28 protein-coding genes are annotated in these 25907 nt (G+C 38.0%); 10 read left to right on the top strand and 18 right to left on the bottom strand.

The window, feature by feature from the left end:
• Positions 1-7: 7 nt before the first annotated feature.
• From leuC to ilvD, 7 genes are all read right to left on the bottom strand, one after another.
• Complete coding sequence (gene leuC / locus H9635_RS04180) at positions 8-1417, bottom strand: 3-isopropylmalate dehydratase large subunit (protein ID WP_191698898.1); 1410 nt, start codon at positions 1415-1417, stop codon at positions 8-10.
• Positions 1418-1571: 154 nt separating this feature from the next.
• Complete coding sequence (gene leuB, locus H9635_RS04175; protein WP_191698897.1) at positions 1572-2672, bottom strand: 3-isopropylmalate dehydrogenase; 1101 nt, start codon at positions 2670-2672, stop codon at positions 1572-1574.
• A 102-nt stretch (positions 2673-2774) separates the two neighbouring features.
• Positions 2775-4319 (bottom strand): 2-isopropylmalate synthase, encoded by a 1545-nt coding sequence (locus H9635_RS04170; protein WP_191698896.1) that lies wholly within the window; start codon positions 4317-4319, stop codon positions 2775-2777.
• Position 4320: 1 nt separating this feature from the next.
• Positions 4321-5334 carry a ketol-acid reductoisomerase gene (gene ilvC / locus H9635_RS04165; protein ID WP_191698895.1) on the bottom strand — a complete coding sequence of 338 codons (1014 nt, stop codon included), beginning with the start codon at positions 5332-5334 and terminating at the stop codon, positions 4321-4323.
• Between the two features lie 85 nt (positions 5335-5419).
• The gene (gene ilvN, locus H9635_RS04160; protein ID WP_191698894.1) at positions 5420-5935 is read right to left on the bottom strand and encodes an acetolactate synthase small subunit; all 516 of its coding nucleotides are present in this window, start codon (positions 5933-5935) and stop codon (positions 5420-5422) included.
• Complete coding sequence (gene ilvB, locus H9635_RS04155; protein ID WP_191698893.1) at positions 5932-7680, bottom strand: biosynthetic-type acetolactate synthase large subunit; 1749 nt, start codon at positions 7678-7680, stop codon at positions 5932-5934. Before ilvB ends, ilvN begins: the two co-directional genes overlap by 4 nt.
• 447 nt (positions 7681-8127) lie before the next feature.
• Positions 8128-9798, bottom strand: coding sequence for a dihydroxy-acid dehydratase (gene ilvD / locus H9635_RS04150; protein ID WP_191698892.1), 1671 nt, complete (start codon positions 9796-9798; stop codon positions 8128-8130).
• Positions 9799-10540: 742 nt separating this feature from the next.
• On the opposite strand from ilvD, the gene H9635_RS04145 reads away from it, so the two are divergent.
• On the top strand, positions 10541-11086 hold the full coding sequence (locus H9635_RS04145) for a cysteine hydrolase family protein (RefSeq protein ID WP_191698891.1): 546 nt from the start codon (positions 10541-10543) through the stop codon (positions 11084-11086).
• A gap of 104 nt (positions 11087-11190) precedes the next feature.
• On the top strand, positions 11191-11448 hold the full coding sequence (locus H9635_RS04140; RefSeq protein ID WP_191698890.1) for a GlsB/YeaQ/YmgE family stress response membrane protein: 258 nt from the start codon (positions 11191-11193) through the stop codon (positions 11446-11448).
• A 375-nt stretch (positions 11449-11823) separates the two neighbouring features.
• Here H9635_RS04140 and H9635_RS04135 read toward each other — a convergent pair whose 3' ends face one another.
• On the bottom strand, positions 11824-12519 hold the full coding sequence (locus tag H9635_RS04135) for a lytic transglycosylase domain-containing protein (RefSeq protein ID WP_191698889.1): 696 nt from the start codon (positions 12517-12519) through the stop codon (positions 11824-11826).
• Positions 12520-12663: 144 nt separating this feature from the next.
• Between H9635_RS04135 and mscL the strand changes: the two genes are divergently transcribed.
• A complete protein-coding gene (gene mscL / locus H9635_RS04130) occupies positions 12664-13056 on the top strand; it encodes a large conductance mechanosensitive channel protein MscL (RefSeq protein ID WP_191698888.1) in 393 nt (130 codons plus the stop codon).
• A 110-nt stretch (positions 13057-13166) separates the two neighbouring features.
• On the opposite strand, the gene H9635_RS04125 is transcribed toward mscL, so the two are convergent.
• A complete protein-coding gene (locus H9635_RS04125; protein ID WP_191698887.1) occupies positions 13167-13652 on the bottom strand; it encodes a DedA family protein in 486 nt (161 codons plus the stop codon).
• 357 nt (positions 13653-14009) lie between these two features.
• On the opposite strand from H9635_RS04125, the gene H9635_RS04120 reads away from it, so the two are divergent.
• From H9635_RS04120 to metC, 3 genes are read left to right on the top strand one after another with little or no spacing between them, the layout of a single operon-like run.
• Positions 14010-14231 carry a hypothetical protein gene (locus H9635_RS04120; protein WP_191698886.1) on the top strand — a complete coding sequence of 74 codons (222 nt, stop codon included), beginning with the start codon at positions 14010-14012 and terminating at the stop codon, positions 14229-14231.
• A gap of 56 nt (positions 14232-14287) precedes the next feature.
• Complete coding sequence (locus H9635_RS04115; protein WP_191698885.1) at positions 14288-15403, top strand: methionine biosynthesis PLP-dependent protein; 1116 nt, start codon at positions 14288-14290, stop codon at positions 15401-15403.
• Positions 15400-16563, top strand: a complete 1164-nt coding sequence (gene metC, locus H9635_RS04110; protein ID WP_191698884.1) for a cystathionine beta-lyase — start codon at positions 15400-15402, stop codon at positions 16561-16563. The genes H9635_RS04115 and metC overlap by 4 nt, the downstream gene beginning before the upstream one ends.
• Positions 16564-16617: 54 nt before the next feature.
• On the opposite strand, the gene H9635_RS04105 is transcribed toward metC, so the two are convergent.
• A complete protein-coding gene (locus H9635_RS04105; RefSeq protein WP_225231114.1) occupies positions 16618-17748 on the bottom strand; it encodes a DUF4362 domain-containing protein in 1131 nt (376 codons plus the stop codon).
• Positions 17745-18152 (bottom strand): putative periplasmic lipoprotein, encoded by a 408-nt coding sequence (locus H9635_RS04100; RefSeq protein WP_191698883.1) that lies wholly within the window; start codon positions 18150-18152, stop codon positions 17745-17747. Before H9635_RS04100 ends, H9635_RS04105 begins: the two co-directional genes overlap by 4 nt.
• Before the next feature lie 134 nt (positions 18153-18286).
• Here H9635_RS04100 and H9635_RS04095 point away from each other — a divergent pair, with 134 nt between their 5' ends.
• The 3 genes from H9635_RS04095 to H9635_RS04085 are packed head-to-tail and all read left to right on the top strand — an operon-like array spanning position 18287 to position 20747.
• Entirely contained in the window at positions 18287-18721 is a 435-nt protein-coding gene (locus H9635_RS04095; protein ID WP_191698882.1) for a MarR family winged helix-turn-helix transcriptional regulator, read from the top strand.
• 18 nt (positions 18722-18739) lie between these two features.
• Positions 18740-19678 (top strand): ring-cleaving dioxygenase, encoded by a 939-nt coding sequence (locus H9635_RS04090; protein ID WP_191698881.1) that lies wholly within the window; start codon positions 18740-18742, stop codon positions 19676-19678.
• A gap of 13 nt (positions 19679-19691) precedes the next feature.
• Positions 19692-20747, top strand: coding sequence for an LLM class flavin-dependent oxidoreductase (locus H9635_RS04085; protein ID WP_191698880.1), 1056 nt, complete (start codon positions 19692-19694; stop codon positions 20745-20747).
• Positions 20748-20865: 118 nt separating this feature from the next.
• Here H9635_RS04085 and H9635_RS04080 read toward each other — a convergent pair whose 3' ends face one another.
• The 5 genes from H9635_RS04080 to H9635_RS04060 form a co-directional block, all read right to left on the bottom strand.
• Positions 20866-21369: a GNAT family N-acetyltransferase gene (locus H9635_RS04080; protein WP_191698879.1), complete on the bottom strand. Its 504-nt coding sequence runs from the start codon at positions 21367-21369 to the stop codon at positions 20866-20868.
• A 148-nt stretch (positions 21370-21517) separates the two neighbouring features.
• Positions 21518-22117, bottom strand: coding sequence for a hypothetical protein (locus H9635_RS04075; RefSeq protein ID WP_191698878.1), 600 nt, complete (start codon positions 22115-22117; stop codon positions 21518-21520).
• Positions 22118-22567: 450 nt separating this feature from the next.
• Positions 22568-23041: a hypothetical protein gene (locus tag H9635_RS04070; RefSeq protein ID WP_191698877.1), complete on the bottom strand. Its 474-nt coding sequence runs from the start codon at positions 23039-23041 to the stop codon at positions 22568-22570.
• Positions 23042-23101: 60 nt separating this feature from the next.
• Positions 23102-23290, bottom strand: a complete 189-nt coding sequence (locus H9635_RS04065) for a DUF4083 family protein (protein ID WP_191698876.1) — start codon at positions 23288-23290, stop codon at positions 23102-23104.
• 76 nt (positions 23291-23366) lie between these two features.
• Entirely contained in the window at positions 23367-24083 is a 717-nt protein-coding gene (locus H9635_RS04060) for a class I SAM-dependent methyltransferase (protein WP_191698875.1), read from the bottom strand.
• A gap of 89 nt (positions 24084-24172) precedes the next feature.
• Between H9635_RS04060 and H9635_RS04055 the strand changes: the two genes are divergently transcribed.
• The gene (locus H9635_RS04055) at positions 24173-24385 is read left to right on the top strand and encodes a hypothetical protein (protein ID WP_191698874.1); all 213 of its coding nucleotides are present in this window, start codon (positions 24173-24175) and stop codon (positions 24383-24385) included.
• Between the two features lie 77 nt (positions 24386-24462).
• Here the strand turns inward: H9635_RS04055 and H9635_RS04050 are convergent, their stop codons facing one another.
• Together H9635_RS04050 and H9635_RS04045 are read right to left on the bottom strand one after the other, a co-directional pair.
• Positions 24463-25032, bottom strand: a complete 570-nt coding sequence (locus H9635_RS04050) for a hypothetical protein (RefSeq protein WP_191698873.1) — start codon at positions 25030-25032, stop codon at positions 24463-24465.
• A complete protein-coding gene (locus tag H9635_RS04045; protein WP_191698872.1) occupies positions 25033-25839 on the bottom strand; it encodes a hypothetical protein in 807 nt (268 codons plus the stop codon).
• Positions 25840-25907 lie beyond the last annotated feature (68 nt).

Here is a 25907-nt window from a genome sequence, read left to right as displayed (position 1 = left end):
TCTCTCCTTATGCTTCCTGCTTTTGTAGCTTACGGACATCAACAAAGCGCCCGTGAATTGCAGCGGCAGCCGCCATAGCTGGTGACACAAGATGCGTACGAGCACCCGCGCCTTGACGTCCTTCAAAGTTACGGTTTGACGTCGATGCACAACGTTCACCGGATGGAATAACATCTTCGTTCATGCCTAGGCAAGCTGAGCATCCTGATTCACGCCATTCAAAGCCTGCATCAAGAAAAATTTGGTGAAGGCCTTCTTCTTCTGCCTGACGTTTTGTTGACCAAGAGCCTGGAACAACAATACCTTTAACACCTGGAGCTATCTTTTCACCTTTAACGATATCTGCTGCTGCACGTAAGTCATTAATACGTGAGTTCGTACAAGAACCGATAAATACGTGCTGAATCTCGATATCAGTAATATTTTGTCCTTCTTGTAAATCCATATATTGCAACGCTTTATTTAATGCTGCTCTATCAGTCTCGTTATTGTAGTCTGCAGCAGTTGGTACAGTTTTCGAAACGCCAACCCCCATTGCCGGATTCGTACCCCATGTTACGATTGGTTCGATTTCGTCTGCATCGATTTCAAGTACTACATCATAAGTAGCATCTGCATCAGACGCTAAGCTTAACCAGTACTTTGCCGCTTCTTCAAACTGTTCGCCCTGTGGTGCATGGCGGCGGCCGCGAAGGAATTCTACTGTAATTTCATCTGGAGATATAAGACCAGCTTTTGCTCCGGCTTCAATTGACATATTACAAATTGTCATTCGTTCTTCCATAGAAAGTTTGCGAATTGCTTCTCCTGTATATTCAACGATATGGCCAGTTCCTACACCGATACCCCACTTAGCGATAATCGCTAAAATGATGTCTTTTGCAGTTACGCCAAGACCAAGTTCACCGTTAACACGAATTTCCATTGTAGGTGGCTTTAATTGCCATAATGTTTGAGTTGATAGAACATGTTCTACTTCCGATGTTCCAATACCGAATGCAATGGCACCGAAAGCACCGTGTGTAGCTGTATGTGAGTCTCCGCAAACAATCGTTTTACCAGGCTGTGTTAACCCTAGTTCTGGCCCGATTACGTGAACAATCCCTTGATCAGGGTGTCCGATATCTGCTAATTCAATGCCGAATTCCTTCGCATTTTCAGCTAGTGTCATAATTTGCTTTTTGGCGATTGGATCGTTAATCGTCGGTAAATTTTTCGTTGGTACGTTATGGTCCATTGTAGCAAAACATAAATCTGTTCGACGCACTTTTCGCCCTGCTAAGCGTAATCCCTCAAACGCCTGTGGACTAGTAACTTCGTGAATTAAATGTAAGTCGATATATAGTAAATCTGGCTTACCTTCTTCACGATGTACGACATGCTGTTCCCACACTTTTTCAATAATATTTTTCCCCATAGTTTTCACCGTTCCTTACCCATATATAGAGTTGATGTTCATTCTTGGGGCAGACATGATGTTGGCTAAAAATACGTCATAACAAGCGTGACATTTTTTATTCGCACCATGCTCCCCTTTTTTACAATCAACTATCTGCTTACTTAAAAAATGATTAATTATATGAAATCATAATGCTGTCCGAAACGAAGCTTGCATCGATTTCGTTTAGTACTTGTTCAGTCCATTCTTCAGTAGATAGTGAGCGTGTATGTTCCTGTGCTAAATCTGCTGTAAAATACCCATCATTAAACACTGCTGTAACCGCACGTTCAATTTCGGCTGCTTCCTCTTTTAAACCGAATGAGTATTGTAGCATCATTGCTACTGAAAGAATTGTTGCTGCCGGGTTGGCAACACCTTGCCCTGCAATTTCAGGTGCTGAACCATGTACTGGCTCGTAAAGACCGAAGTTATCACCGCGAATTGATGCTGAAGGCAATACACCTAGTGAACCTGTAATAACAGAAGCTTCGTCACTTAAAATATCACCGAATAAGTTTTCAGTAACGATGACATCATATTGACCAGGATTTGTAATTAGCTTCATCGCCACTGAGTCAACTAAGTTATGTTCTGTTTCTACATCTGGGTACTGCTTTTTCTTCTCTTCTACAATTTCACGCCATAAACGTGATGTATCGAGTACGTTTGCTTTATCTACTGAGCAAAGTTTTCCACGACGTAAACGAGCTAATTCGAAAGCATTTTCGACAATACGCTCAATTTCTTCACGTGAATACACACATGTATCAATAGCACCTGCATCTGTTTTTTTACGTGGCTCTCCGAAGTAAAGCCCTCCTGTTAATTCGCGGACGATCATTAAGTCTACATTTTCCGCAACTTCACGCTTTAATGGAGAAGATGCAAGTAAACTTGGGAATGCTTTCACAGGACGTAAATTCGCAAATAAATCGAAGTGCTTACGAATTTTTAATAAACCTTTTTCCGGACGTAGGCTTGGTGCGTTATTATCCCATTTCGGTCCACCGACAGCGCCTAATAAAATAGCATCACTTGCTTCACACATCGCAATTGTTTCATCCGGTAATGGATTGTTGTATTGATCAATTGCTGCTCCGCCGATTGCCGCGTAGTTTAAATGAAATGTATGATTAAAACGTTTCCCGATTACTTGTAATACTTTTACTGCACTTGCAACAACTTCTGGACCAATGCCGTCACCTGGTAGTACTGTAATTTTCTTTTCCATTTGTAAAACACCTTTCTTTCTACGTGAAGTTACTTGATGTAGAAGCGCCATCTGCTGTGATGACGCTATTGTTAATATAAAGAGATTGCTAGTTGAAATCTTTTAAACTGAGATTGTCTGTCTTTCTCGTACTTGCTGTTGAATCAGTTGGCGATTGACTGCATTTAAGTATGCTTTTGCACTTGCTTCTAATACATCTTGTGCTGAATCGCGTCCTGTAGAGGTATAGCCATTGTATTTTAAATTAACGACCGCTTCTCCAAGTGCATCGCGTCCTTTGCCGACTGATTGTACTCGGTAATCTAGTATGTTTACCTTTCCTCCAACAAGTAATTCCAACGTATTGAAGATTGCTTCGACTGAACCTGATCCTGTTGAAGCGAGTGTTTTCAACTCACCTCCAGGAGTAAGTACTGATGCAGTAGCAGTCGGAATATTTTCGGTACCGTACTGAACTTGAACTGATTTTAGTTCAAATAGCGGAACATCTTCTATTGAAACTTGTTGCTCAGTTAAAATCGTTGTTAAATCGTCTTCCGTAACTTCTTTTTTGCGGTCGGCCAATTTTTTGAATTCAGCAAATGCTTTGTTCAGTTTTTCATCCGATAGCTCGAAGCCCATTGTTTCTGCACGGTCGCGGAATGCTGCGCGTCCGGAATGCTTCCCTAAAACTAATGGAATATCGTCTTCTCCTACAAGTGCAGGAGAAATAATTTCGTAAGTTTCTGGATTTTTCAATACACCGTCCTGGTGAATACCCGATTCATGAGCAAATGCGTTTTTCCCTACAACAGCTTTGTTAGGCTGAATAACAACATTCGTCAGGCGGCTTACCATTTGAGATGTACGTTTAATTTCTTTTAAGTTAAGCCCTGTTTCAACACCGTAAAAATCTTTACGAATGTGAAGCGCAACACCGATTTCCTCTAATGCTGCATTTCCGGCGCGTTCACCGATACCGTTAATCGTACATTCTACTTGATCGGCACCATTTTGAACGGCTGCCAATGAGTTTGCTACTGCCATTCCTAAATCATCGTGGCAATGGGCAGAAAACTTAATTTTTTCTGCACCGATTACATTTTCACGTAAATAGCGGAATAATGCGCCATATTCCTCCGGCGATGCGTAACCAACTGTATCCGGAATATTAATTGTTGTGGCACCTGCTTTAATTACTTCCTGACAAATGCGTACTAAAAATTCTTTATCGGAACGGAAGCCGTCTTCTGCGGAAAATTCTACAAGCGAGAATTTTTCCTTTGCGTATTTCACTGCGGCTACTGCCTGCTCGACTACTTCATCCGGATTTTTCTTTAATTTGTATTCCATATGAATCGGGCTTGTTGCGATAAATGTATGAACATGTGGTTGTTCTGCATGGCGAATTGCTTCCCAAACTGCGTCGATGTCACTTTTCACGGCACGCGCTAAGCCTGTTACAATTGAATTTTTCACTGTTTTTGCAATTAACGAAACAGCTTCCAAGTCACCTGGAGATGAGGCAGGAAATCCCGCCTCAATAATTGTGACACCTAAACGCTCTAGTTGTTTTGCGATTTCCACTTTTTCTGCTGTATTTAAATTAATACCTGCAGACTGTTCACCATCGCGCAATGTTGTATCAAAAATGTCAATTTTTCTCATATTATTTCACTGTAACCTTTTGTTTTCCTTTGTTGATGAATGGCATCATTGCGCGTAATTTTTCGCCTACTTCTTCAATTTGGTGGTTAGCGCCAGCTTCTTTAAACTTCGTATATTCTGGACGACCTGTTTCATTTTCTTCGATCCAGCGTTTCGCGAAAGTACCATCTTGGATATCTGTTAACACTTCTTTCATACGTGCTTTTACAGATGCGTCGATAATACGTGGACCTGATACATAGTCTCCCCACTCAGCTGTATCTGAGATTGAATAGCGCATTGTCGCCATACCGCCTTCGAACATTAGGTCAACGATTAGCTTTAATTCGTGTAAAGTTTCAAAGTAAGCTAATTCTGGTTGGTAGCCCGCTTCTACTAATGTTTCGAAACCTGCTTTTACAAGTTCAGTTGTACCACCGCAAAGTACTGCTTGCTCACCGAATAGATCTGTTACTGTTTCTTCAGCGAATGTCGTTTCAAGTAATCCGCCACGTGCTGAACCGATTCCTTTACCGTATGCAAGGGCTAAATCACGTGCTTGACCAGTTGCATCTTGATAGATTGCGAATAAGCCAGGTACGCCTGCACCTTCAACAAATTGACGACGTACTAAGTGACCAGGACCTTTTGGCGCTACTAGGAATACGTCAACATCTGCAGGTGGTGTAATTTGACCGAAGTGTACGTTGAAACCATGTGCGAACATTAACGCTTTACCAGGTGTTAAGTACGGTGCGATCTCTGCTTCGTAAACTGCTTTTTGACGCTCATCCGGAAGTAGAATTTGGATTACATCTGCTTCTGCTGCTGCTTCAGCAACTGATTTTACTTCTACGCCGTCTTCTTTTGCTGCATCATAAGATTTACCTGGACGGATACCTACTACTACATCAAAGCCTGATTCTTTTAAATTAAGCGCATGGGCATGGCCTTGTGAACCATAACCGATAATCGCGATTTTTTTCCCTTGTAATACTTGCTCGTTGATTTCATTTTCATAATACATTTTAGACATTTTCATTTCCTCCAATTAAGTTGAATTATATATTTTTTGATATACGGGCTTCAGATGACATCCTCCGCCCCGTATGGAATGCCGGTTATTTTAAAATTGAAAGTTGTGGACCTTCGATTTTTTGCGCTTCACGAATCGATGCTGTTGCGCCGGTACGTGTTAATTCTTTAATGCCGTATGGTCTAATTAGTTCGATAAATGCATCGATTTTTTCTGGATGACCTACAACTTCATATGTGACAACATTTTTTGACGTATCGACAACTTGCGGACGGAACGGCTCAACAATTGCATTCATTTCCATTCGCATATTCGGTGGTGATACTACTTTAATAAGTGCCAGCTCACGAAGAACGATTGATTTTTCTGTAATATCATTTACTTTTAATACGTCAATTTGCTTCGATAGCTGTTTAATTAACTGTTCGATTTTATTTTCATCTTCCACATGAACGATGAACGTCATTTTTGAGAAGTTCGGCTGTTCTGAGTGACCAACTGTAATTGATTCAATATTGAATTGGCGTTTCATTAACAAACCTGTCACTCGATTTAATACTCCGCTTTGATTAATTACTGTTACTGTGAGCACACGTTTCATGGCTTTTCCACTCCAATCATTTCATGTAATCCTTTTCCTGGTGCGACCATTGGGAAGACGCTCACGAGCTGTTTCACTCGACAGTCAATTACGACTGGTTCATCTGAATTAATTGCTTCGGCAAAAATTGCTTCTGCCTCCGATAAATTATCAATTCGATAGCCCTTTACTCCATATGCCTCTGCAAGCTTTACGAAATCCGGCTGAATCGGCATAAGACTTTGAGAGTAGCGCTCTTCATAGAAAGTTTCCTGCCATTGACGTACCATTCCTAAGCAGCTGTTATTCAAAATGACAACTTTTACAGGTAAATTGAATTCTTTTAATAGAATCAGCTCTTGGTTTGTCATTTGGAACCCTGCATCACCTACGATGGAAATAACCTTCTTATCAGGTTTCGCAAATTGTGCTCCGATTGCTGCAGGGAATCCGAAGCCCATCGTTCCTAATCCGCCTGATGTAACCCAGCCATGTGGATTGTTTAAATGATAATATTGCGCTGCCCACATTTGATGCTGACCTACGTCAGTTGTAACAATTGCGTCGCCATCCGTTAATCTGTGGATGATTTCCATTGCTTGCTGCGGTAAAATTTCTTCACCAGCATCTTCATACCAAAGTGGATATCTGTCACGACTATCATTTAAGTAATCCATCCAGTCCGTCGTATCCGGTCCTTGGAAATCTTTTTTCAATAATGCATAAAGTGCTTCTTTTGCATCCGCTACAATCGGAATGTCTGTCGGAACGTTTTTCCCAATTTCTGCTGGGTCGATATCAATATGGATAATTGTCGCATTTGGAGCAAAAGTAGCTAAGTTCCCTGTCAGGCGATCGTCAAATCGTGCCCCGATATTGATTAATAAATCACATTTTGTAATGGCATCATTAGCTGTTGCGTAACCATGCATTCCCGCCATACCAAAGAACTGTTTATGCTGTCCATGTATACTTCCTAAACCAAGTAGAGTGTTTACAACCGGTAAATTATATTTTTCAATAAATTCAGTCAATTGTTCGCAAGCATCTGCGAATAATACACCTGCACCTGCAAGTACTAAAGGTTTTTTAGCTAAAGTAATGGCCTGAATCGCTTTTTGAATTTGTAAATAGTTCGGTTTTGTCGTTGGTTGATATCCAGGTAAATAAATATCTTCCGGTGTTTTTATATCCTCAAGGAAAACAGATTGTGAAATATTTTTAGGGAAATCAATAACTACCGGCCCTTTTCGTCCCGTATTCGCAATATGGAATGCTTCTTTAACGATTCGTGGAATATCCGCTACATCCTGAACCTGATAGTTGTGCTTTGTAATTGGTGTTGTAATCCCCATAATATCTGCTTCCTGGAAAGCGTCCGTACCGATGACTGATGTGGCTACCTGACCTGTAAAAATTACTAGTGGAATGGAATCAATCATCGCATCCGCAATACCTGTTACAAGGTTTGTTGCACCTGGTCCAGATGTTGCAATGACTACACCCGGCTTATTCATTACACGAGCATAACCTTCTGCTGCGTGGATAGCACCTTGTTCATGTCGTGTTAAAATATGGCGAATCGGGTTACGGTAAAGTGCATCATAAATCTGTAATACGGCCCCACCTGGATAACCAAAAATAATTTCTACTTCCTGATCATGTAATGCCTGCACTAAAATATCGGCACCATCTCTAGATTTAATTACTTGTGGCTGTTCCTCAGGCATTTCAATTTCTTTACTGATTGAAACATTTGTACTCATTTTTTAATACTCCTTCCTTTGAAAAAAATTTATATGTTAACTCATGGTCGATTTTTATATAAAAAGAAAAAGCCTCTTATATCCGCACGCAAAAGAAAACCTCTTACGTAGGGATGAAAAAGACTTTTCATGGTACCACCCTTATTTATAGCAAAGACAACAAAGGCCCCTTTAAAAGAACCAATGTCCACCTTGCTACCTCGTGAACCGCCTTGACCTCTCTATTACCAAATTCCATAAGAAATTTGTGCAACTAATAAAGAGAGCGATTCATTAATAACGAGCATTTCGATTATGCCCGGAGCTATCTAATGGCGAATGCGTTTAATAGCTCACTCCGAGGGGATGTCGAATATAGTTGTATCACCGGCTTCCACCAACACCGGCTCTCTGGTAAATACAAGACTCTATATTCTTTAACCTCATCAACGATTTATATTATTCTTTTTATATTTTCATTACGCCGCCTTGGGAAGCATTCGTTACTAAAGCTGAGTAACGTGCAAGCCAACCGCGCTTAATTTTTGGTTCAAATGGTTGTAAGTTTTGACGACGCTCTGCAAGAACTTCATCAGAAACTTGTAAATTAATTGTTCTACCTGGTAAATCGATTTCGATAATATCTCCGTTATTTACTAAAGCAATTGGACCGCCTTCAGCTGCCTCTGGAGAAATATGACCGATGGAAATTCCGCGTGATGCGCCTGAGAAACGACCATCTGTAATTAAAGCTACTTTTGTCCCCAATCCGCGACCTTGAATCGCTGATGTAGGAGCAAGCATTTCCGGCATACCCGGACCACCTTTTGGCCCTTCATAGCGAATGACTACTACGTGCCCTTCACGTACAATGCCTTCATCAATTGCTTTTTGTGCTTCTTCCTGTGATTCAAATACGATTGCCTCACCTGTAAAAGTTTTAATAGAAGGGTCAACAGCACCTACCTTAATAACAGATCCTTCAGGTGCGATGTTTCCGAATAGAACGGAAAGACCACCTACAGCACTATATGGATTATCTTTTGTTCGAATAACCTTATCATTCGTAATCTTGTAATCTTTTACAAGTTCTCGCATCGTTACACCTGCGATTGTTGGACGATCTGGATGGATCGCACCTGGAATTTTCGTTAATTCATTTATAATTGCCTGTACGCCGCCTGCTTTTGCAATGTCATCCATCGATATATCCGATGCCGGCATAATTTTCGCAATATAAGGAACGCGTTCTGCGACTTTATTAATATCTTCAATGTTATATTCGATTTCTGCTTCATTCGCGATTGCCAATGTGTGAAGTACTGTATTTGTTGAACCGCCCATTGCCATATCCAATGCAAATGCATCATCAATAGCCTCTTTTGTTACGATATCGCGTGGTTTTACGTCTTCTTTAATCATGCGTACCAAGTGTTTGGCTGCTTCATAAATTAACTCTTTCCGCTTATCACTCGTTGCAACAATTGTACCGTTACCTGGCAAAGCCAAACCTAGCATTTCCATTAGGCAATTCATTGAGTTGGCTGTGAACATTCCTGAACATGATCCGCATGTTGGACATGCATTGTTTTCAATATCAAGAAGTTCTTCTGCTGACATCGTTCCTGCCTTATGTGCGCCGACTCCTTCAAATACACTCGTCAATGATAATTGCTTACCCGTTGATGAAGTACCAGCTTCCATCGGACCGCCGGAAACAAATACTGATGGTACGTTCGTTCGAACAGCTGCCATTAGCATACCCGGTGTAATTTTGTCACAGTTCGGAATGTAAAACACGCCATCGAACCAGTGTGCATTAATAACTGTTTCGGCTGAATCTGCAATAATCTCTCGAGATGGCAATGAATAACGCATGCCGATATGACCCATTGCTATTCCGTCATCAACACCGATCGTATTGAATTCAAATGGAATACCGCCAGCTTCTATAATGGCATCTTTTACAACGTCTGCAAACTGACGTAAATGCACATGGCCTGGAATAATATCAATATATGAGTTACAAACACCGATAAACGGCTTCTCTAAATCTTTCGCCTTTACTTTACCTGTAGCATATAAAAGACTACGGTGTGGAGCTCGGTCAACTCCAAGTTTGATCATATCACTTCTCATATTAAACGCCCCTCAACGTAAAGCTTTCACTCTTGTTGTTTTATATTTCGCTTCCCCGTAATTAAAAATAAGAATTTTCTAAATTTTAATTATAGGAATCGATTTTGTCACATCATTCATTTAACATGTTTGTGTGCTTGAATGATGTGGTGTACTAAATTGTTGTTATCATAGTACGGAATGAGTGCTACCGTCAACACTATTTTTTGAATTTTTTATACAATTCAAAATGTTCTAATTTATTGTAACCGCTTTCTTACTGATTACTGTGCTGTTTATTCTCTTTCAGTTCAATTTTTACAAATTTGAATTTTTAAAAAATTTAATTTATTTTTATTTGAAAATGGTGTTGGAGCTCATCACAGTACTTGACCTAAATGCTTACATGCCTTGTTAGCATTGGTGTTAAATCATTTGAAATGATTAACAAAAAAACAATAACCTAGCAAACTGATGCTAGGTTAGGAATATACCATTTTATTAGAGTAGTAGTAATTCAATTGCAAAGTTCAAGATTATAAAGCTGTGGATTCCTACAAAAATAAGTGCCTGACGGTTTAATTTCCTCATTAATGCCTGATCCATCTTATCCACTCCACCCCGTTTAATTTTTTGATATTCTTAATATACATTACCCAACTAAATAAATCAAAATATTTCGAATATTTAGTTAACTATTTATTTTATCATTATTTCTTTTATCATGGCATAATAGCTTTATAACATATCAAGGAGGCTAATTATGGTAAAAAGAGCACTGATTGTAATCGATTATACGTATGATTTTGTCGCATCGGATGGAAAATTAACTTGTGGAGCTGCTGGGCAGGCTATTGAACAGGACATAAGCTCGTTAATTGAACAATTTGTAGAACAAAATGAAGTAGTAGTTTTTGCGAATGATTTACATGAAGAAAATGATCCTTACCACCCTGAATCAAAATTATTCCCGCCTCACAATATTAGAGGAACAAAAGGCCGTGACCTTTATGGATCGGTAAAGGACATGTATGAAAAATACAAAGAACAGGTTATTTCTTTCGATAAAACCCGCTACAGTGCTTTTGCAGGCACAAACTTGGATATCCTTCTACGTGAGCGAAGTGTCGAAGAAGTAGTTCTTGTCGGGGTTTGTACAGATATATGTGTGTTGCATACAGCCGTTGACAGCTACAACCTTGGCTATAAAATCACAATTCCAGATAAGGCGGTAGCTAGTTTCAATGAGGCAGGACATGCTTGGGCGCTGCAACATTTTAAAGGCTGTTTAGGCGCTACCATTATTTAACACACCAATAGAAAGCTTAAAAATGTTTAACCCTTCTGAAGAAAGGAAATAACTAACTAGATGCAATTATCATTCACTATTTTCAGAAGGAGTTGGACATTTATATGATGAGTTTTATTTGGTTTTTAATTATCGGAGGTATTTTAGGTTGGTTAGCAGGAGTAATTCTAGGTAAGGACGTTCCAGGAGGCATTATCGGTAATATTATTGCAGGTATTGTCGGTTCTTGGATCGGTAGTATGTTATTAGGAAATTGGGGATGGAGAGTTTCTGACTTCTATGTATTCCCAGCATTAATTGGTGCTATTGTATTGATTTTCGTCGTAAGCTTCATTTTACGTTCTATGCGAAAAGCAGCGTAATAAACACCAAATCCCAAAAAATCTGTGCATCTAAGTTTTAAAAAAGTGTGACTTCACGTCACACTTTCAGACTGTAGACAAACTCGAAGAAATTCGGATTTGCCTACAGTCTTTTTTATTAAAATAAAGTTAACTAATGAACACCGTTGATTTCCATTCCGAGACCGATGCTTTCCCCGGGCACGGCTCCAGCTAACTAAATTGTGCCTACAAGGGCAGGCACAATTTAGTGGATCTTCCGCGCGTGCGTTTCCCGGTGGAGTCACGGTCCCTCCACTCCAATCAACTTATTAGATACGATATCTACGATGACTAATAATCAATTCAAATCAATGAACACGAACAACTTATTCCTGCTAAGCATTTAGTTTTTTTTTATTTAGTATCATCCATTGCAATTTGCTTCAATTGATCACCATAATCACGGTATTGTTTGTAATAATATAAAACATCTTCTACATAGGCATCGCTGTGATTATATTGAAAAACAGCTTTTTTCAGTTCCCCATTCCTTACTCCGGCAATCGATAAAAACTTTGCCGCACTAAAAATCGCGTCTTCAATGTCAAACGGATCTGCAATACCATCGCCATTGGCATCTACCCCATACCCACCATATTTTTTTATTACTGCTGGATTCGTTTTATCCTTTTCCGGAATCTCACCTAAACCTAAGTCTTTACATGACGGGTGCTTCCAGCCGACAAATGTACAAGGCATAAATTGCATATGCCCTTCTGCTCCCACTGGGGAAATAAGCGTTCTCATTGTAGAAAAACGCGTTTCTACTCGATGATGCGCAGCAAGAAGTGTCCATGGAACATTATACTTTTGTTCCGCCGCTACATAGACAGGTATGTACTCGATCGGGATTTCTAAATCAAATTGATCCTGAATTTGCTGGTAGACCGACTTTTCGGTAAATCGTTCGATAAAAGGCAATCCACGAATTTGCTGCCAACTAAAAAAAGCAAATATGTATATTGTTAATGATATCGGAATGAGTAGTACGATTAAGTAAATTTTTACTTTAGGTGATAATAAAGGTTGTTTCTTTTTGCTTTTTGCCATAGCCGCCACCAATCTTTAACTGATTAAAACCCTACTATTCTATTCATTTTACTAAATTTCAACTCTATTTCATAGTTGATAATCAGATAGACAATCGTTACAATAGAAAACTGCATTAATTATTGATTTTAGGAGTTGTTGAAGATGTGGAAAGACTTTAAGGAATTTGCGATGAAAGGTAATGTCATCGACTTAGCTGTTGCAGTTGTAATTGGATCTGCATTTGGAAAAATCGTAACATCTTTAGTAGAAAATATTATTATGCCTCTTGTAGGGATGCTTACAGGTGGAATTGATTTAAAGGATGAGTGGAAATTTGGTTCAGGTGAGGCACAAATAGCACTTGGAGTATTTGTCCAATCGATTATTGATTTTCTTATTATTGCGTTTGCCATTTTCATGGCTCTACGCCTATTAACAAAATTAAATCGGAAAAAGGAATCGGAAATTGTAGAAGAGCCAAAACCGGAACTTGATACGAAGGAAGAACTTTTAAAAGAAATTCGTGATTTATTAAAGAACGAACAAGCCAAATAATCAAATCTTAATCAGATAAACTAAAAAAGCCATGAAATGTTATAGATTCAACATTTCGTGGCTTTCATAATGAATATTAACCATTGCTCTTTTAATTCTCCCCCGTGTTATTAATCAAAGTGACCTACCATTCTTCCTAAAGTTAAAAGTACACAACACCAAATAATTGCACTGATGCCTACATAAATCGCATAGGTTTTTAATCTCATCTGAGAAACACCAAAGAAATAGCCTGTAACATGCCGTATACCTGGTATAAAGAAACTGATGACAATAGAAGACGGGCCATACTTATGAATCCATTTTTCGGTCTTTCCTATTCTTTTGTCTGTTAATCCAATCCACCTGCCAATATGCTCAATTAAAGGACGACCCGCTTTTTTCCCAACATAATAGCTGAACATCATCCCGAGAAACGTACCGATAATGCAGACGACAAGAGAATAGGTGTAATTCAGCGTGCCGATTTTAGTAAAATACCCTATCCATAAAACGAGTAATTCATCAGGGATTGGGAGTCCGAAAAGCCCTAATGAAAGAATTACGAAAATAGCCAAGTACCCATATTGCGACACAAGCTGATTAAGGACTTCCATTTGGCAGTTCCCGTTCAATCATGTGTTTTTTTAGATGTGGAAATGTAATCCGGATCATCATCCAATTCACTAGTATACATAATGCAACAGCTATAAGGTATGGCATTATAAAAAAGGCTGTTCCAATGAAACCCAATGCTGCTATTAGAAATACATGTATCATTATATTACCTTCTCCTCTTCGTTGATTTCGAAATCCATATGTTTGTTTAGAAGGCTTACTGCCAAAATTCCTTATCCTTTATAAGTATATTGCTAGATTTTCTTGTTTCACGTGTTATTTTCACTATGTATCAATCATAAAATGTGGAATTACTTTAGGGTTAAGAAAAAGAGGTGAAATATTTGGGGAAATAATTGAGAAACGGTCTAACATTAAAGATCATCGTTTATTGTCAAACAGAAATGTCGATTGGCGTCGTTTGTTTTTTGGAAGTATATGCAACTATTTTAGCAATTATTTATACATGTCCATTTGTTGCAGAGTTGCGTTATTGTTCTTTTTTACACGTTTTACTCTCCATTTCGTTAATTCCTACTTTCCGCTATTGTCCCTTTCAGTTGTTCATGTTAAATTGATTTAATAATCGATCCATTTGAAATGTTTCGTAAATTAAGTGTAAGGAAGTGTTTTCATGTCACAGCGCTCTATTGAGACAAAATTAGTACAGCTTGGAAATTTAAGTGATGCAAAAACAGGAGCAATCAATCCTCCGATTTATATGTCTACAGCCTACCAGCATACTGGAATCGGTGAATCTACGGGCTATGATTATACACGTACAAAAAATCCGACACGCTCTATTTTGGAAGAAGGAATTGCAGAACTTGAAGGTGGAGATGCTGGGTTTGCCTGTAGTTCAGGGATGGCAGCCATTCAGCTTGTCATGTCATTATTTAAACCGAATGATGAACTAATCGTACCAGAGGATTTATACGGCGGAACGTACCGACTATTTAAAACGTTTTCAGAAAATTACAACATTAAACCTGTCTATAATGCGTTTACGAATGTAAATGAAGTAGAAAGTGCAATCAATGAAAATACGAAGGCGTTGTTTATCGAGACACCTACGAATCCTTTAATGCAGGAAATTGATTTAGTTCAATATGCAGCATTGGCTAAAAAGCATCAATTACTTTTAATTGTGGATAACACATTTTATACACCGTATTTCCAGCGTCCGATTGAATTAGGAGCGGATATTGTTTTACATAGTGCAACGAAATATATTGGCGGACACAATGATGTATTAGCAGGACTTGTCGTTGCAAAAGGTACAGAGTTGTGTGAAAAACTAGCCTATTATCATAACGGAATCGGTATGGTGTTAGCACCGATGGATTCGTGGCTGCTTATTCGCGGATTGAAAACTTTGCATCTTCGTCTAAAGCAGCATGATGCAAATGCGAAGAAAATTGCGGAGTATTTAAAGAATGAACCACTCGTTACGGATGTGCTGTATACAGGAAAAGGCGGCATGCTTTCATTCCGCGTGAAGGAAGCTTTGATGGTCAATCCGTTTTTAAAAGCAATGAAACTTATTACATTTGCAGAAAGCTTAGGCGGCGTGGAAAGCTTTATTACATACCCTGCCACACAGACTCATGCCGATATGCCGTATGAGGAGCGTGTAGCACGTGGAGTATGTGACCGATTGCTGCGTTTTTCTGTAGGGATTGAAGAAGCGGATGATTTAATTGCCGACCTTCAGCAAGTTTTCGATACGTTACGAGGTGAATTCTCATGACCAATCGCATTGAAACAGCACTTATTCACGGGGCCATTCGTGAAGGCTATGCCGATAAAAAAGGTGCAGTAAATGTACCGATGTACCTTTCTTCCACTTTCCATCAAGAATCAATCGATGAATTTGGCGAATATGATTATGCCCGTTCCGGTAACCCGACACGTGCCGCATTGGAAAAGGCTATCGCTGAACTGGAAGGCGGAAATCGAGGTTTCGCCTTTGCAACAGGCATGGCTGCTGTATCTGCATGCTTTATGATTTTATCTGCCGGTGATCATATCGTTATTACAGAGGATGTCTACGGAGGGACGTACCGTTTTGTCACAAAAGTATTGCCTCGCTATGGAATTACCCATACATTTGTAGACTTTACGGATATTGAGGCTGTTAAAGCAGCAGTCCGTCCTGACACGAAATTAATTTATATGGAAACGCCATCAAATCCTACATTAGGTATTACGGATATTCGTGCTGTTGTCGAGATTGCGAAACAACATGGTGCGATGACATTTTTGGACAATACGTTTATGACACCATTGCATCAAAAACCGCTTGATATGGGTGTAGACGTAGTCATTCATTCTGCGACGAAGTTTTTATCAGGACATTCGGATATTGTGGCCGGTTTAGTCGTAACGAAGGATGAAGAGCTCGGCAATCAAATTTATTTCGTCCAAAATTCTTTTGGATCTGTATTAGGTGTACAGGATTGCTACACGTTAATTCAGAACATGAAAACAACAGCTGTTCGATTCAATGAAGAATCACGTGTTGCGATGCGAATTGCACAGTTTTTACATGACCATCCGTTAGTGGAAAAAGTATATTACCCTGGTCTTCCCTCTCACCCTGGCTATGAGATTCATACAGCGCAGGCGACTTCTGCCGGAGCGGTATTATCGTTTAGTTTACCGAACTATGAAATTGCCAAAGCGTTTGTTGACGCAATGAAGATTCCCGTTTTTGCTGTCAGTCTTGGTGGTGTTGAATCGATTTTATCGTACCCTGCCAAAATGAGTCATGCGGCAATGGAGCCGGAAGAGCGTGCGAAGCGTGGTATAACAGACGGATTGCTGCGTTTTTCAGTCGGTTTGGAAAATGAAGACGATTTAATTGAAGATTTCACGCAGGCATTACAAATTGCTGGCGAAATAAAATAATATAAAGGTCAATAAAATCTATGTACCCGATTTTATTGACCTTTTATTTTGCTGTTATTCTATGTTTAACGCCGTTACATACGTTGCGCGACTCTCATTCCAATAGCCTACAATTTCCATAATGACAGGCCCTGTTTCCTTAATTTCTTCCAATGAATAATACGTTGAGGTGATGCCTGATTCATTCCAAATATTGAATTCCACCTTTGTCGGTTCACTATCAAAAGTGATCTCAACCGGTTCATTTAGATTCACTTCTATTTCCTGAACTGTCTCCATCATTTGATTGGGCGATGCGTGGTCTGTCATAGTTGTAGTCGTTTCTCCGGTTGATGCATCAAATGAGCTCCAGGAATAGGCCCCTTTATAAATTTTAATTGTTTGATCACCAATTACTAAGTTTATATTTGGAATTTCAAGCTTAGTAGATGCTTCTGTAGTTTTTTCAACTGACAGCAAATTAATATCAAAATCTCCATCACACCCTGTAAAGTTATAATCGATTAAAGAACCTGTCACAACCTCATCCAATTTTGTGCATTGATAGTTTTCCACCGTTTTACTTCCAAATGCATCTTCCCGGTTATCAATTTCAATCGCAAAATGCTGTCCGTCATATTCAATTGTCCAGTAAATCGGGTCCCCTTCGATTGTGTAACGGGTTAATTCAAGTAATGTTTCGTTATTTGCTTCGATGTCTTTTAAAAATTGTTCAAACAGTTCTTCATTTTCAATCTGCCCATGTCTATCAATGACCTGCTTTTTATAACTTGTTATTGTTTGAAGTAGCTCTTTAAACGGTTTGCCAAACTTAGCATTTAGCCGTCCATACCCTTCTGTTTCAATATTACTTAGAATCATCATGGACTGATCTTGCCCATACCAGATTCGGTACTCATAAATACGTTCAGGCATGTTTTTTTCCAATTCAATAAATAATCTTAATACTATATCTTCCTGCCGTACCAATTCGGGCTTCACATTTGGCTCCCATTTCGTTTCGGACAAATAATCCTGGATGTCATTAAGCTCCTCTTTATCAAAAACCATGATCTCTTCTGTCCCAATATTTTTATCGCTAACTACCCGTTCAATTACTGCGCGCTGAATTATACTTGAATCGTTCTGTTCATCTGTACATCCGACTAACAGCAGCAGCACCGCAAATATAAGTATTCTTTTCATTCCTCGTCCTCCCCTAGTTGTGTTAGAGCTTTGCGGATCTGTTCATCGTATGGAACGGTAACATTTAAATTTTGTTCATGGACATAAAAAATGAGCATTGTATTTTGCTCATACAGTTCATAAGAGACGACATTTTGTGAGGCGGTTTTTTCGTAAAATTGCTGCCTCGCTTTTGAACGATCTTTGCTCTGGTCAAATGTATATACCGAGAGTAATTTATCATTCAGTAAATACGTTTTCGGCTTTTCCCCATTTAAATCCTGCGTGAAAATCGATTTTTCTTTTTCCTCCATTACTTTTATAGGTACTTGCAGTTCCTCCAGCGCTTTAATAAAACCGGATTGCTGTGGTGAATGACAGCCACCTAATAAAACAAAAATGCATAAAATTAACCATTTTCGCATTCGTCATCCCCCTTTCTATATTGGTCGCAAGAAAAGTAAAAAAGTTACAATTAATTTTATTTCGAATTCGAGATATTTTCGTTGCATTATTATCATTTGAGTAGTAAAGTGATAACTAAGAAAGGACGTGTACGATGAAGAAAAATACTTTAGGCTCTCTTATATGGCTTCGTATGATGCGTTTTACTCATGAGAGTAACAATCTTTCAAATGAGTTTTTAAAACAGTTTGACTTAACTACTGCGCAATTCGATGTGCTCTTGCAAATCTCCATATTCGAGCCGATTACACAATCCGAGCTTGCAGAGAAAGTAACGGTAACACAAGGTGGTATTTCCCGAATGCTTACACGTCTTGAACAGGAACAGCTTATTGCAAGACATCAGGACTGGAAAACGAAATTTATCTCATTAACACCAAAAGGCAACGAAAAGTTAAACAATGCTTTTGAAGCCCAGCTCGCCTTTCAATCTTCTTTTTTTGACGAAACATTAACAAAAGAAGAACAGAAAATATTATATAAACTGATATCCCGTGTTCAAAAGAGTAGTGAACAGCGGAGTAAGTAAAAATAGGAGGAAACATATATGTATACAATTCCAGGACATCATCACATTTCCATGATTACGAAAAATGCACAGCAAAATAATACCTTTTACCGAGATGTTCTAGGGTTGCGCCGTGTAAAAGTAACAGTTAATCAAGATGAAACTTCCATGTATCATTTATTCTACGGAGATAAAACAGGCAGCCCTGGTACCGAGTTATCATTTTTTGAAATTCCACTAGTCGGTCGCACTCATCGTGGTACGAATGCGATTACGAAAATCGGTTTAATCGTCCCTTCTGAAGAAAGCCTGAACTATTGGATAAAGCGATTTGATGAGTTTGGTGTAAAGCATGAGGGGCGCTCTACATTTACGAACCGTCCTGCTGTGCTATTTGAGGATGAAGAAGGTTTACGTATGGTACTGATTGCCGCACCCAATACAAAAGTTCCTCATTGGGAAACGTATGAAAAGTCGGTAGTACCGCCTGAACATCAAATACAAGGTATGGGTCCTGTAGAAATGACCGTAAAAAATATGGGGAAACTCATTCGTACATTAACTGAAATATTCGGTTATGAAGTAAATGAACAGACAGAAACTACTGCCCTTCTCCAATCCGTTAAAGGTGAAATATTTGGTGAGATTTTCATCAACGAACAGGATGGTGCTTCCGAAAAACCAGGTCGAGGCAGTATTCACCATTTGGCGATCCGTGTGAAAAATGACGAGGAACTCGCCTATTGGGATGAACAAGTAAAAAAACGTGGATTCATCTCATCAGGCATTGTAGACCGATATTATTTTAAAAGCTTATATTTTCGTGAATCGAACGGAATTTTATTTGAAATAGCAACTGATGGTCCAGGCTTTTTACGTGATGGCGATATCGAAACACTCGGGGAACAGCTGGATTTGCCGGACTTTTTGGAAGAGAAACGCGAAGAAATTACCGCAAAACTAAAACCGATTTTTTAAGGAGAAATGAATGATGGAACAATATCGAATTGATGAAACAAAAGGGATGGAATTTGGACTTTATACATTAGGAGACCATATGCCAAATCCATTAACAGGATCTCGTATTTCTGCACAACAGCGTCTAAACGAGATTATCGAGGCAAGCCAATTAGCCGAGCAAGCTGGGATTGATGTGTTTGCGGTTGGTGAAAGTCATCAGCAATATTTTACAACACAGGCACATTCCGTTGTGTTAGGTGCGATAGCCAATGCTACGAAGAGCATCAAACTTTCGAGCTCTGCAACCGTATTGAGTGTAGCTGATCCGGTTCGTGTATATGAAGACTTTGCAACAATTGATTTAATTTCAAACGGCCGTGCAGAAATTGTTGCGGGTCGTGGATCGCGTGTTGGCGCACATGAATTGTTCGGTGTGAGCTTACGTGATTATGAAGAAATATTTGAGGAAAAGCTAGCTTTACTAAAACAGTTAAATGACAATACGGTAGTCAATTACAGTGGTAAATTCCGTCCTACTTTAAATAATGCCCATATTTTGCCGCAGCCATTAAACGGCTCCATTCCAATTTGGCGTGCAGTTGGAGGACCTCCGGGAAGTGCCATAAAAGCTGGTTATATGGGTATTCCGATGATGCTGACAACTTTAGGCGGTCCTTCGATTAACTTCAAGGCCTCTGTTGATGCTTACCGTGAAGCAGCAGATCGCAGTGGCTTTGATACAAGTACATTACCGATCGCAACGACAAGTTTATTTTATGTCGCAGAAACCGAACAAGAGGCAGTTGACGGGATGCATCCATTTTTAAGTGGCGGTTTCCAGGCAATTCGTGGACAAGGCTATCCGCGCTGGCAAGTAGAACAGGCCCCTCGAGTAGAGGATGCCTTAATGGTCGGTAGCCCGAATCAAATTATTGAAAAAATGCTGTACCAATATGAACTGTTCGGCATGCAACGCTTCATGGCTCAAATTGATTTCGGTGGCGTTCCGTTTGATAAAGTAATGAAAAACATCGAGCTGATCGGCAATGAAATTATTCCGGCTATAAAAAAATATACAGCAAAATAGCAGTAGTGACAGCCGTGGTGGAATTGATGAAAAGCTCGTAAGTATTTTATAAATATAAGGAGAATCCGTTTTGATTAAAGAATGATTAAAATGGGTTCTTCTTTTATTATTAATCGATTCAAGCTATCCATTCCATTAAAACGAGATCGTTGTTAAGATCTTTAATTCTCTTAAAACCGCATTTTTTATAGCTTGATATTGCTCTAGTGTTATTACTTTTCACCTCTAATAGAACCTTTGAGGCACCTTTATTACAAAGGAAATTTAACATCAGTTTTATCATTTTTGTCCCTATTCCTTGCCCCCATAATTTAGGTTCACCAATAAATTGATCTATTCCATAAATATTTTGGTTTCCTGGATAGCCGTACTTTTTCAATTCTGTTTCTTGAATCTCATAATATTGCATATAACCAATTGATTCATTATTGCATTCTACAATACAGGGCGTAACATAGTGTTTGCCGTCTATTCTCGGTCCGTATTTATTTATCACTCGTTCTAAATTTGAAGGTGGTTCTTCATAAAACTCTAATACCTGCTGATTATTTAGCCACTTTACCATTAGATTGAAATCAGTCTTGTCCATAAGTCGAATATGTAGTTCTTGATCTAAAATCACGCCTTTTTTCTCCCCCCATTCATCTTTCCTCTAGGTTTCATTGAGCAAATATATCTTTAGCATATTCTTGTGGGATGTTGGTTCACTAGTGAAGTCACCCCTAACAAGGTTATATTGCTTAAATTTTCTTCGTATGTGTGTTTTAACGTTATTTTTTTAGATGTAATAAGTTTAATAAGAACTCAGCCATTTCTTCTTGTGTCAATGTTAATAGTTCAAGTAAAGCTACACATTTAGACAAGATAATATTCGACTGGTCACTATCCTCTAACCTAATTGAATAATTGGATTGGAGAAAATGATGATAAGCATGTTTGTTGTCCAGTTCGCGATATTCTGTATCTGCATAAGCGTAGATTAAGTCTATAAATTCCTTCAATAATCGATTTTCTTGAAGAGATGGGTTGATGGGAGGTTGAAAGATGCTTGGATCCTCTAACGTCCATTTAATAATCTCTTCTAATGGCTTTTCCTTTACTACATCTAATGTTAATGCGTTATTTATTGAAGTTTCTTTGAATGTAAATTGTTTTATCAAGTTACCTTGCTGCGCTAATATTTCCATTTCTAACGGAAAATCAAAATTAATTAATACATCGTTAATTATCTTTGATAATTGGTATTTCCCACCGAACCCCCCTTTCTTTTTACCATCGCTGTAATAGACGTGTAAAAAAGTGAGCTCCTTGTCATCATGACTTTCAATAATCAGTGAAGCTTCTTCGCGATTATAATTAATTTCTATCATAAGTTCCTCCTCAGAATAGCACTATGTATATTCAATTGAATCAATTAGATATGATTATTACCATTAGACAGATTTGGTAAATTGAGTTAGATATTCTACCGGACTTATTTTTAATTTTGCCTTAATCCGTTTCATGTTCTTTTGCCCACGATTGGCCGGCTCCTCACGAATACGACGGTAGCCATAACGATCTTCGTGTTCATCATAAATCGCCTAATTTTCAGCTTTTAAATACGCGTCTCGATCTAGTCGCTCCATCTTGTTCACGATATCGTAGTACATGCTGAGTTTGATTTAGAAAGCAATCAACCGTTACTAATTTATCTTCCGGGCTTATTTTTCCCATAGAAAAAAACGCACCTCTTTGTTAGTATTTGTCTAACAAATGGGGTGCAGTTCAACTGCCATTTGGGAATATATAATTAATTCTTATAGGTTAGAACGATTTATTTAAATACTTCTACCTAATCGTTGCTTTAAGGAAATAAAGGAACTATAGAACATTAATGGCACAAGTATAAAAGTGGGAATTAACAACGGTTGTGTTAAATTTCCAATCGGTAATTGCACAAAAAAGGATAATATGTAGCTCATTATGAATAGAAAAGCAAACAAACAGATATTTAACACTATAAAATAAATTAATTTTTCTCTATTTTTTTTATAAAGAAATAGCGCTCCTATCAAAAATAGACCTATAAATAAACTTTCTAAAACAGTATTCCAATATGCTAACTGTTGGATAGCTTGTACATCTTGTAATGTTAGATTATTTATGGATTTCCATTTTTCAGATTGATGATGACGGTAATTTTCTAATAAAATATAACTCAAATAAAATAGTAGCATAGCTCCAACATAAAAATATCTGACTAAAGTGGATTTTCTATTAGTTATTTCTTTATATTTTTTTGCTTGTTCCATAGAAGCGAAAACCCCCTGTAATTCAAAACTCATTTCGGAAACTTATAACTGTATATAAATCTATTTTTGTTCCTTTAGTAATAAAAGGAGCTGTTCGTTTTGTTCAATTAGCTTATCCATTTTTTCACTTAAATCACTCGAATTATTTGCTTTAACCGCGGAATTAATTAATAACCGTCTAATAAAAAGTACAAAGGAAATAAAGAACAAAATAACTAACAGCAACACGATTACTGGAAATAAGACCATATTAACCCTCCTATTATCCATTTTTTAGCATTATACCATATAAATCAATGCACTCCCAAAGAGTCGTTAAAGAGATTTATTTAATACTGTGGAAAATAAAAGATTTTGTTTTTGAAGTTGCTTGATTAAATTCCCAATCTCCATAAATTTGAACCTGCGAAAACCCTGCTCTTTTTAGTGATTCATATATTGCTTCCTGTGTTCTAAATTTCAATTGCATCTTTTCATGAATAACTACTTCTTCCGTGTGTTTTCTTTTCACCGTTTCATAAAACGTAAACACATCATTAGCTAATCCTTCATATTGTGTCCAAATTTCAAGTGGCTCACCGTTCAACAAATCTGTTGCTAAATCAGGTGTCGTATCTTTTTCCCACTCTTCCCACACCTTTACTAATGGATTACGTGTATCGAAAATAAAATGGCCTCCAGGTTTTAACGCTCGGAAAGCATCAGCAACAACCTTTTCCCAACTTTCCTCTGTAAGAAATACTTGTGCAACATTCGCAGTCATAATGACTGTTTCATATGTATTCGTTTGTAGATTTGTACTATCACCAACAATCCATGTTACTTCACTGGAATGTTGCTTATTTTTTGCATATTCAATTGCTTCTTCATTTGGGTCAATTGCTGTAATTTGATAGCCTGCTTTTGCAAAGTGAGTTGTTAATCTCCCTGTCCCACATCCTAAATCAGCTATTGTCTTTACATTGATCTTCTTTAATAATGTTAGAAAAAATTCATCGTCTATTCCCCAACCATTTACTTGGTCATAAACTAACGGAATCATTTATTTACCTACTTTCAAAATATACTTAATACTCCAGGAATTCATTCTCCGATTAGCCATTTATAATAGTTATATTTGAGGGTAATAGCATGGCTAATCAAATGAATTTAACAGGTAAAGCAATTTTATATAGCTACCGAGAGTTAAATAAGCGGAGGATTTACCCTTATTTGAAAAATCGAGCTCATTTCTATGAAAATAAGGGTAGAAATTCCACTTATGGTACATTAACATCTCTATATTTTATGGATTTTTATGAAATAGACGGAATTTCTCCGTTTATTTTAGTGGTTTTTCGCTAAATTTTCTTAATAAGCGGAATTTCTCCGTCTATTTTGGCCGTATAAGCTGGTTGCATTTACTCTCTGCTCTACTATTTTCACGACGGCTCTACCTGTTCCTGCTTTTCTTGAAACTCCATAGATTCCCCGTACTTCATCATCTTATAACAGTATACGAAAAACATAATAACTCCAATGACCGCTACTATGCCTGCCACTAAGAATAATAATCCAATAATGAGATTTCGGGTATGTTCAGCAATATAAAGGAATGTAATCATAAACCATAAACTCCCTACTACTAGATGTTTAATCTTTTTCGTGTAGTTAACGTGCGGTGTGTCTTGAACAAAGCTAAAGAAAACCCCAAAAATATAATAATAGAAAAGAAGTTGAATTATGTTCGATATAAATACGTAAAGCAGATTTACTTCGTATGGAAAACTCTCTAATACACTATAAAGTAAAGGCATTTCTATAAGCGAAATGATGCCTGAAGCATAAGAAAGCAGGATCGCTGTCTTATTGTACTTCGACGTGGCATACTTTTGAATCGCTCTTGCAATGATTATAAAACCGATTATATCCGGTACAATATCAATCCCAAAGTTTAGGTCAATAATAATAAAAATATAGCCAATAAGTAGTTGATAGAAAAATTGTCGCACTCAGTTGTTCCCCTTTTCTACCACAAAGTCTTCAATCCACTTTTCAGGAGGAGTCTCAGCTATGTAGAGCTCAATTTCCTGAGTAAATTGCTCTCTAGACTCAAATTTCCCGTGAAGAATAGCATTCTGATACACAGAATCCCAAATGCGGTAATTTGGAGAGATCTGAATCGATAGCTTCTCGCCTTTTTGCGTATTGTATGGAAGTGTCAGCGGCTTACCCTCTTTAAATAATTTTATATCTGCTGAAGGAAATACCGTTTCCATTTCTTCTATTGTTCCAGCTTCTGTAATAGTAAATATTGTTTCTGATCCACTATCTATTGTTTCTCTACTCTGTACACTCACAAACAAGTATTCTTTCTTTTTTGTTATATTCTCGACTTTCAAAGGGAACTGCTGAATGACGCCATTAGAAAAAAATGCTGTTGCAGTTTGGTTGGATGCAGCAGTTACTGTACTGTATTTATTTTCACTCACTCTAAATTCAACCGAGTGTAAATCATAATACTGATAACTTTGTAAAAATGAATCTTTCTCTTCAATTTCTGTAAAAAAGAATGGATTCGTTTTTTCATTTCCCGGTAATAGCTTTATATCTCCCACTTGAATAGATTTCAAATCAATATCTTCGTTACGGTTTGTAACATAGCTTATTCGAATGAAGTCCTCTTCCCCTTTAAGTAAATACTGTGTTTCAGTTGGAATAATTATTGGTTCTGCAATTTTCTTATTAAGTAAAATAATGCTACTGGATATAAACACAATGAACGTTACAGCAAGCATCATCATAAAACGTTTACTCATAATTTCATCCCTCCCCAGCAAAATTATACCATATTTTGGATATTAATAACCTTTCTATAAAATATATC

The organism is Solibacillus faecavium (assembly GCF_014836905.1).
GTDB classification, from domain to species: domain Bacteria; phylum Bacillota; class Bacilli; order Bacillales_A; family Planococcaceae; genus Solibacillus; species Solibacillus faecavium.
This window is presented reverse-complemented; position numbering and strand designations above follow the sequence as displayed.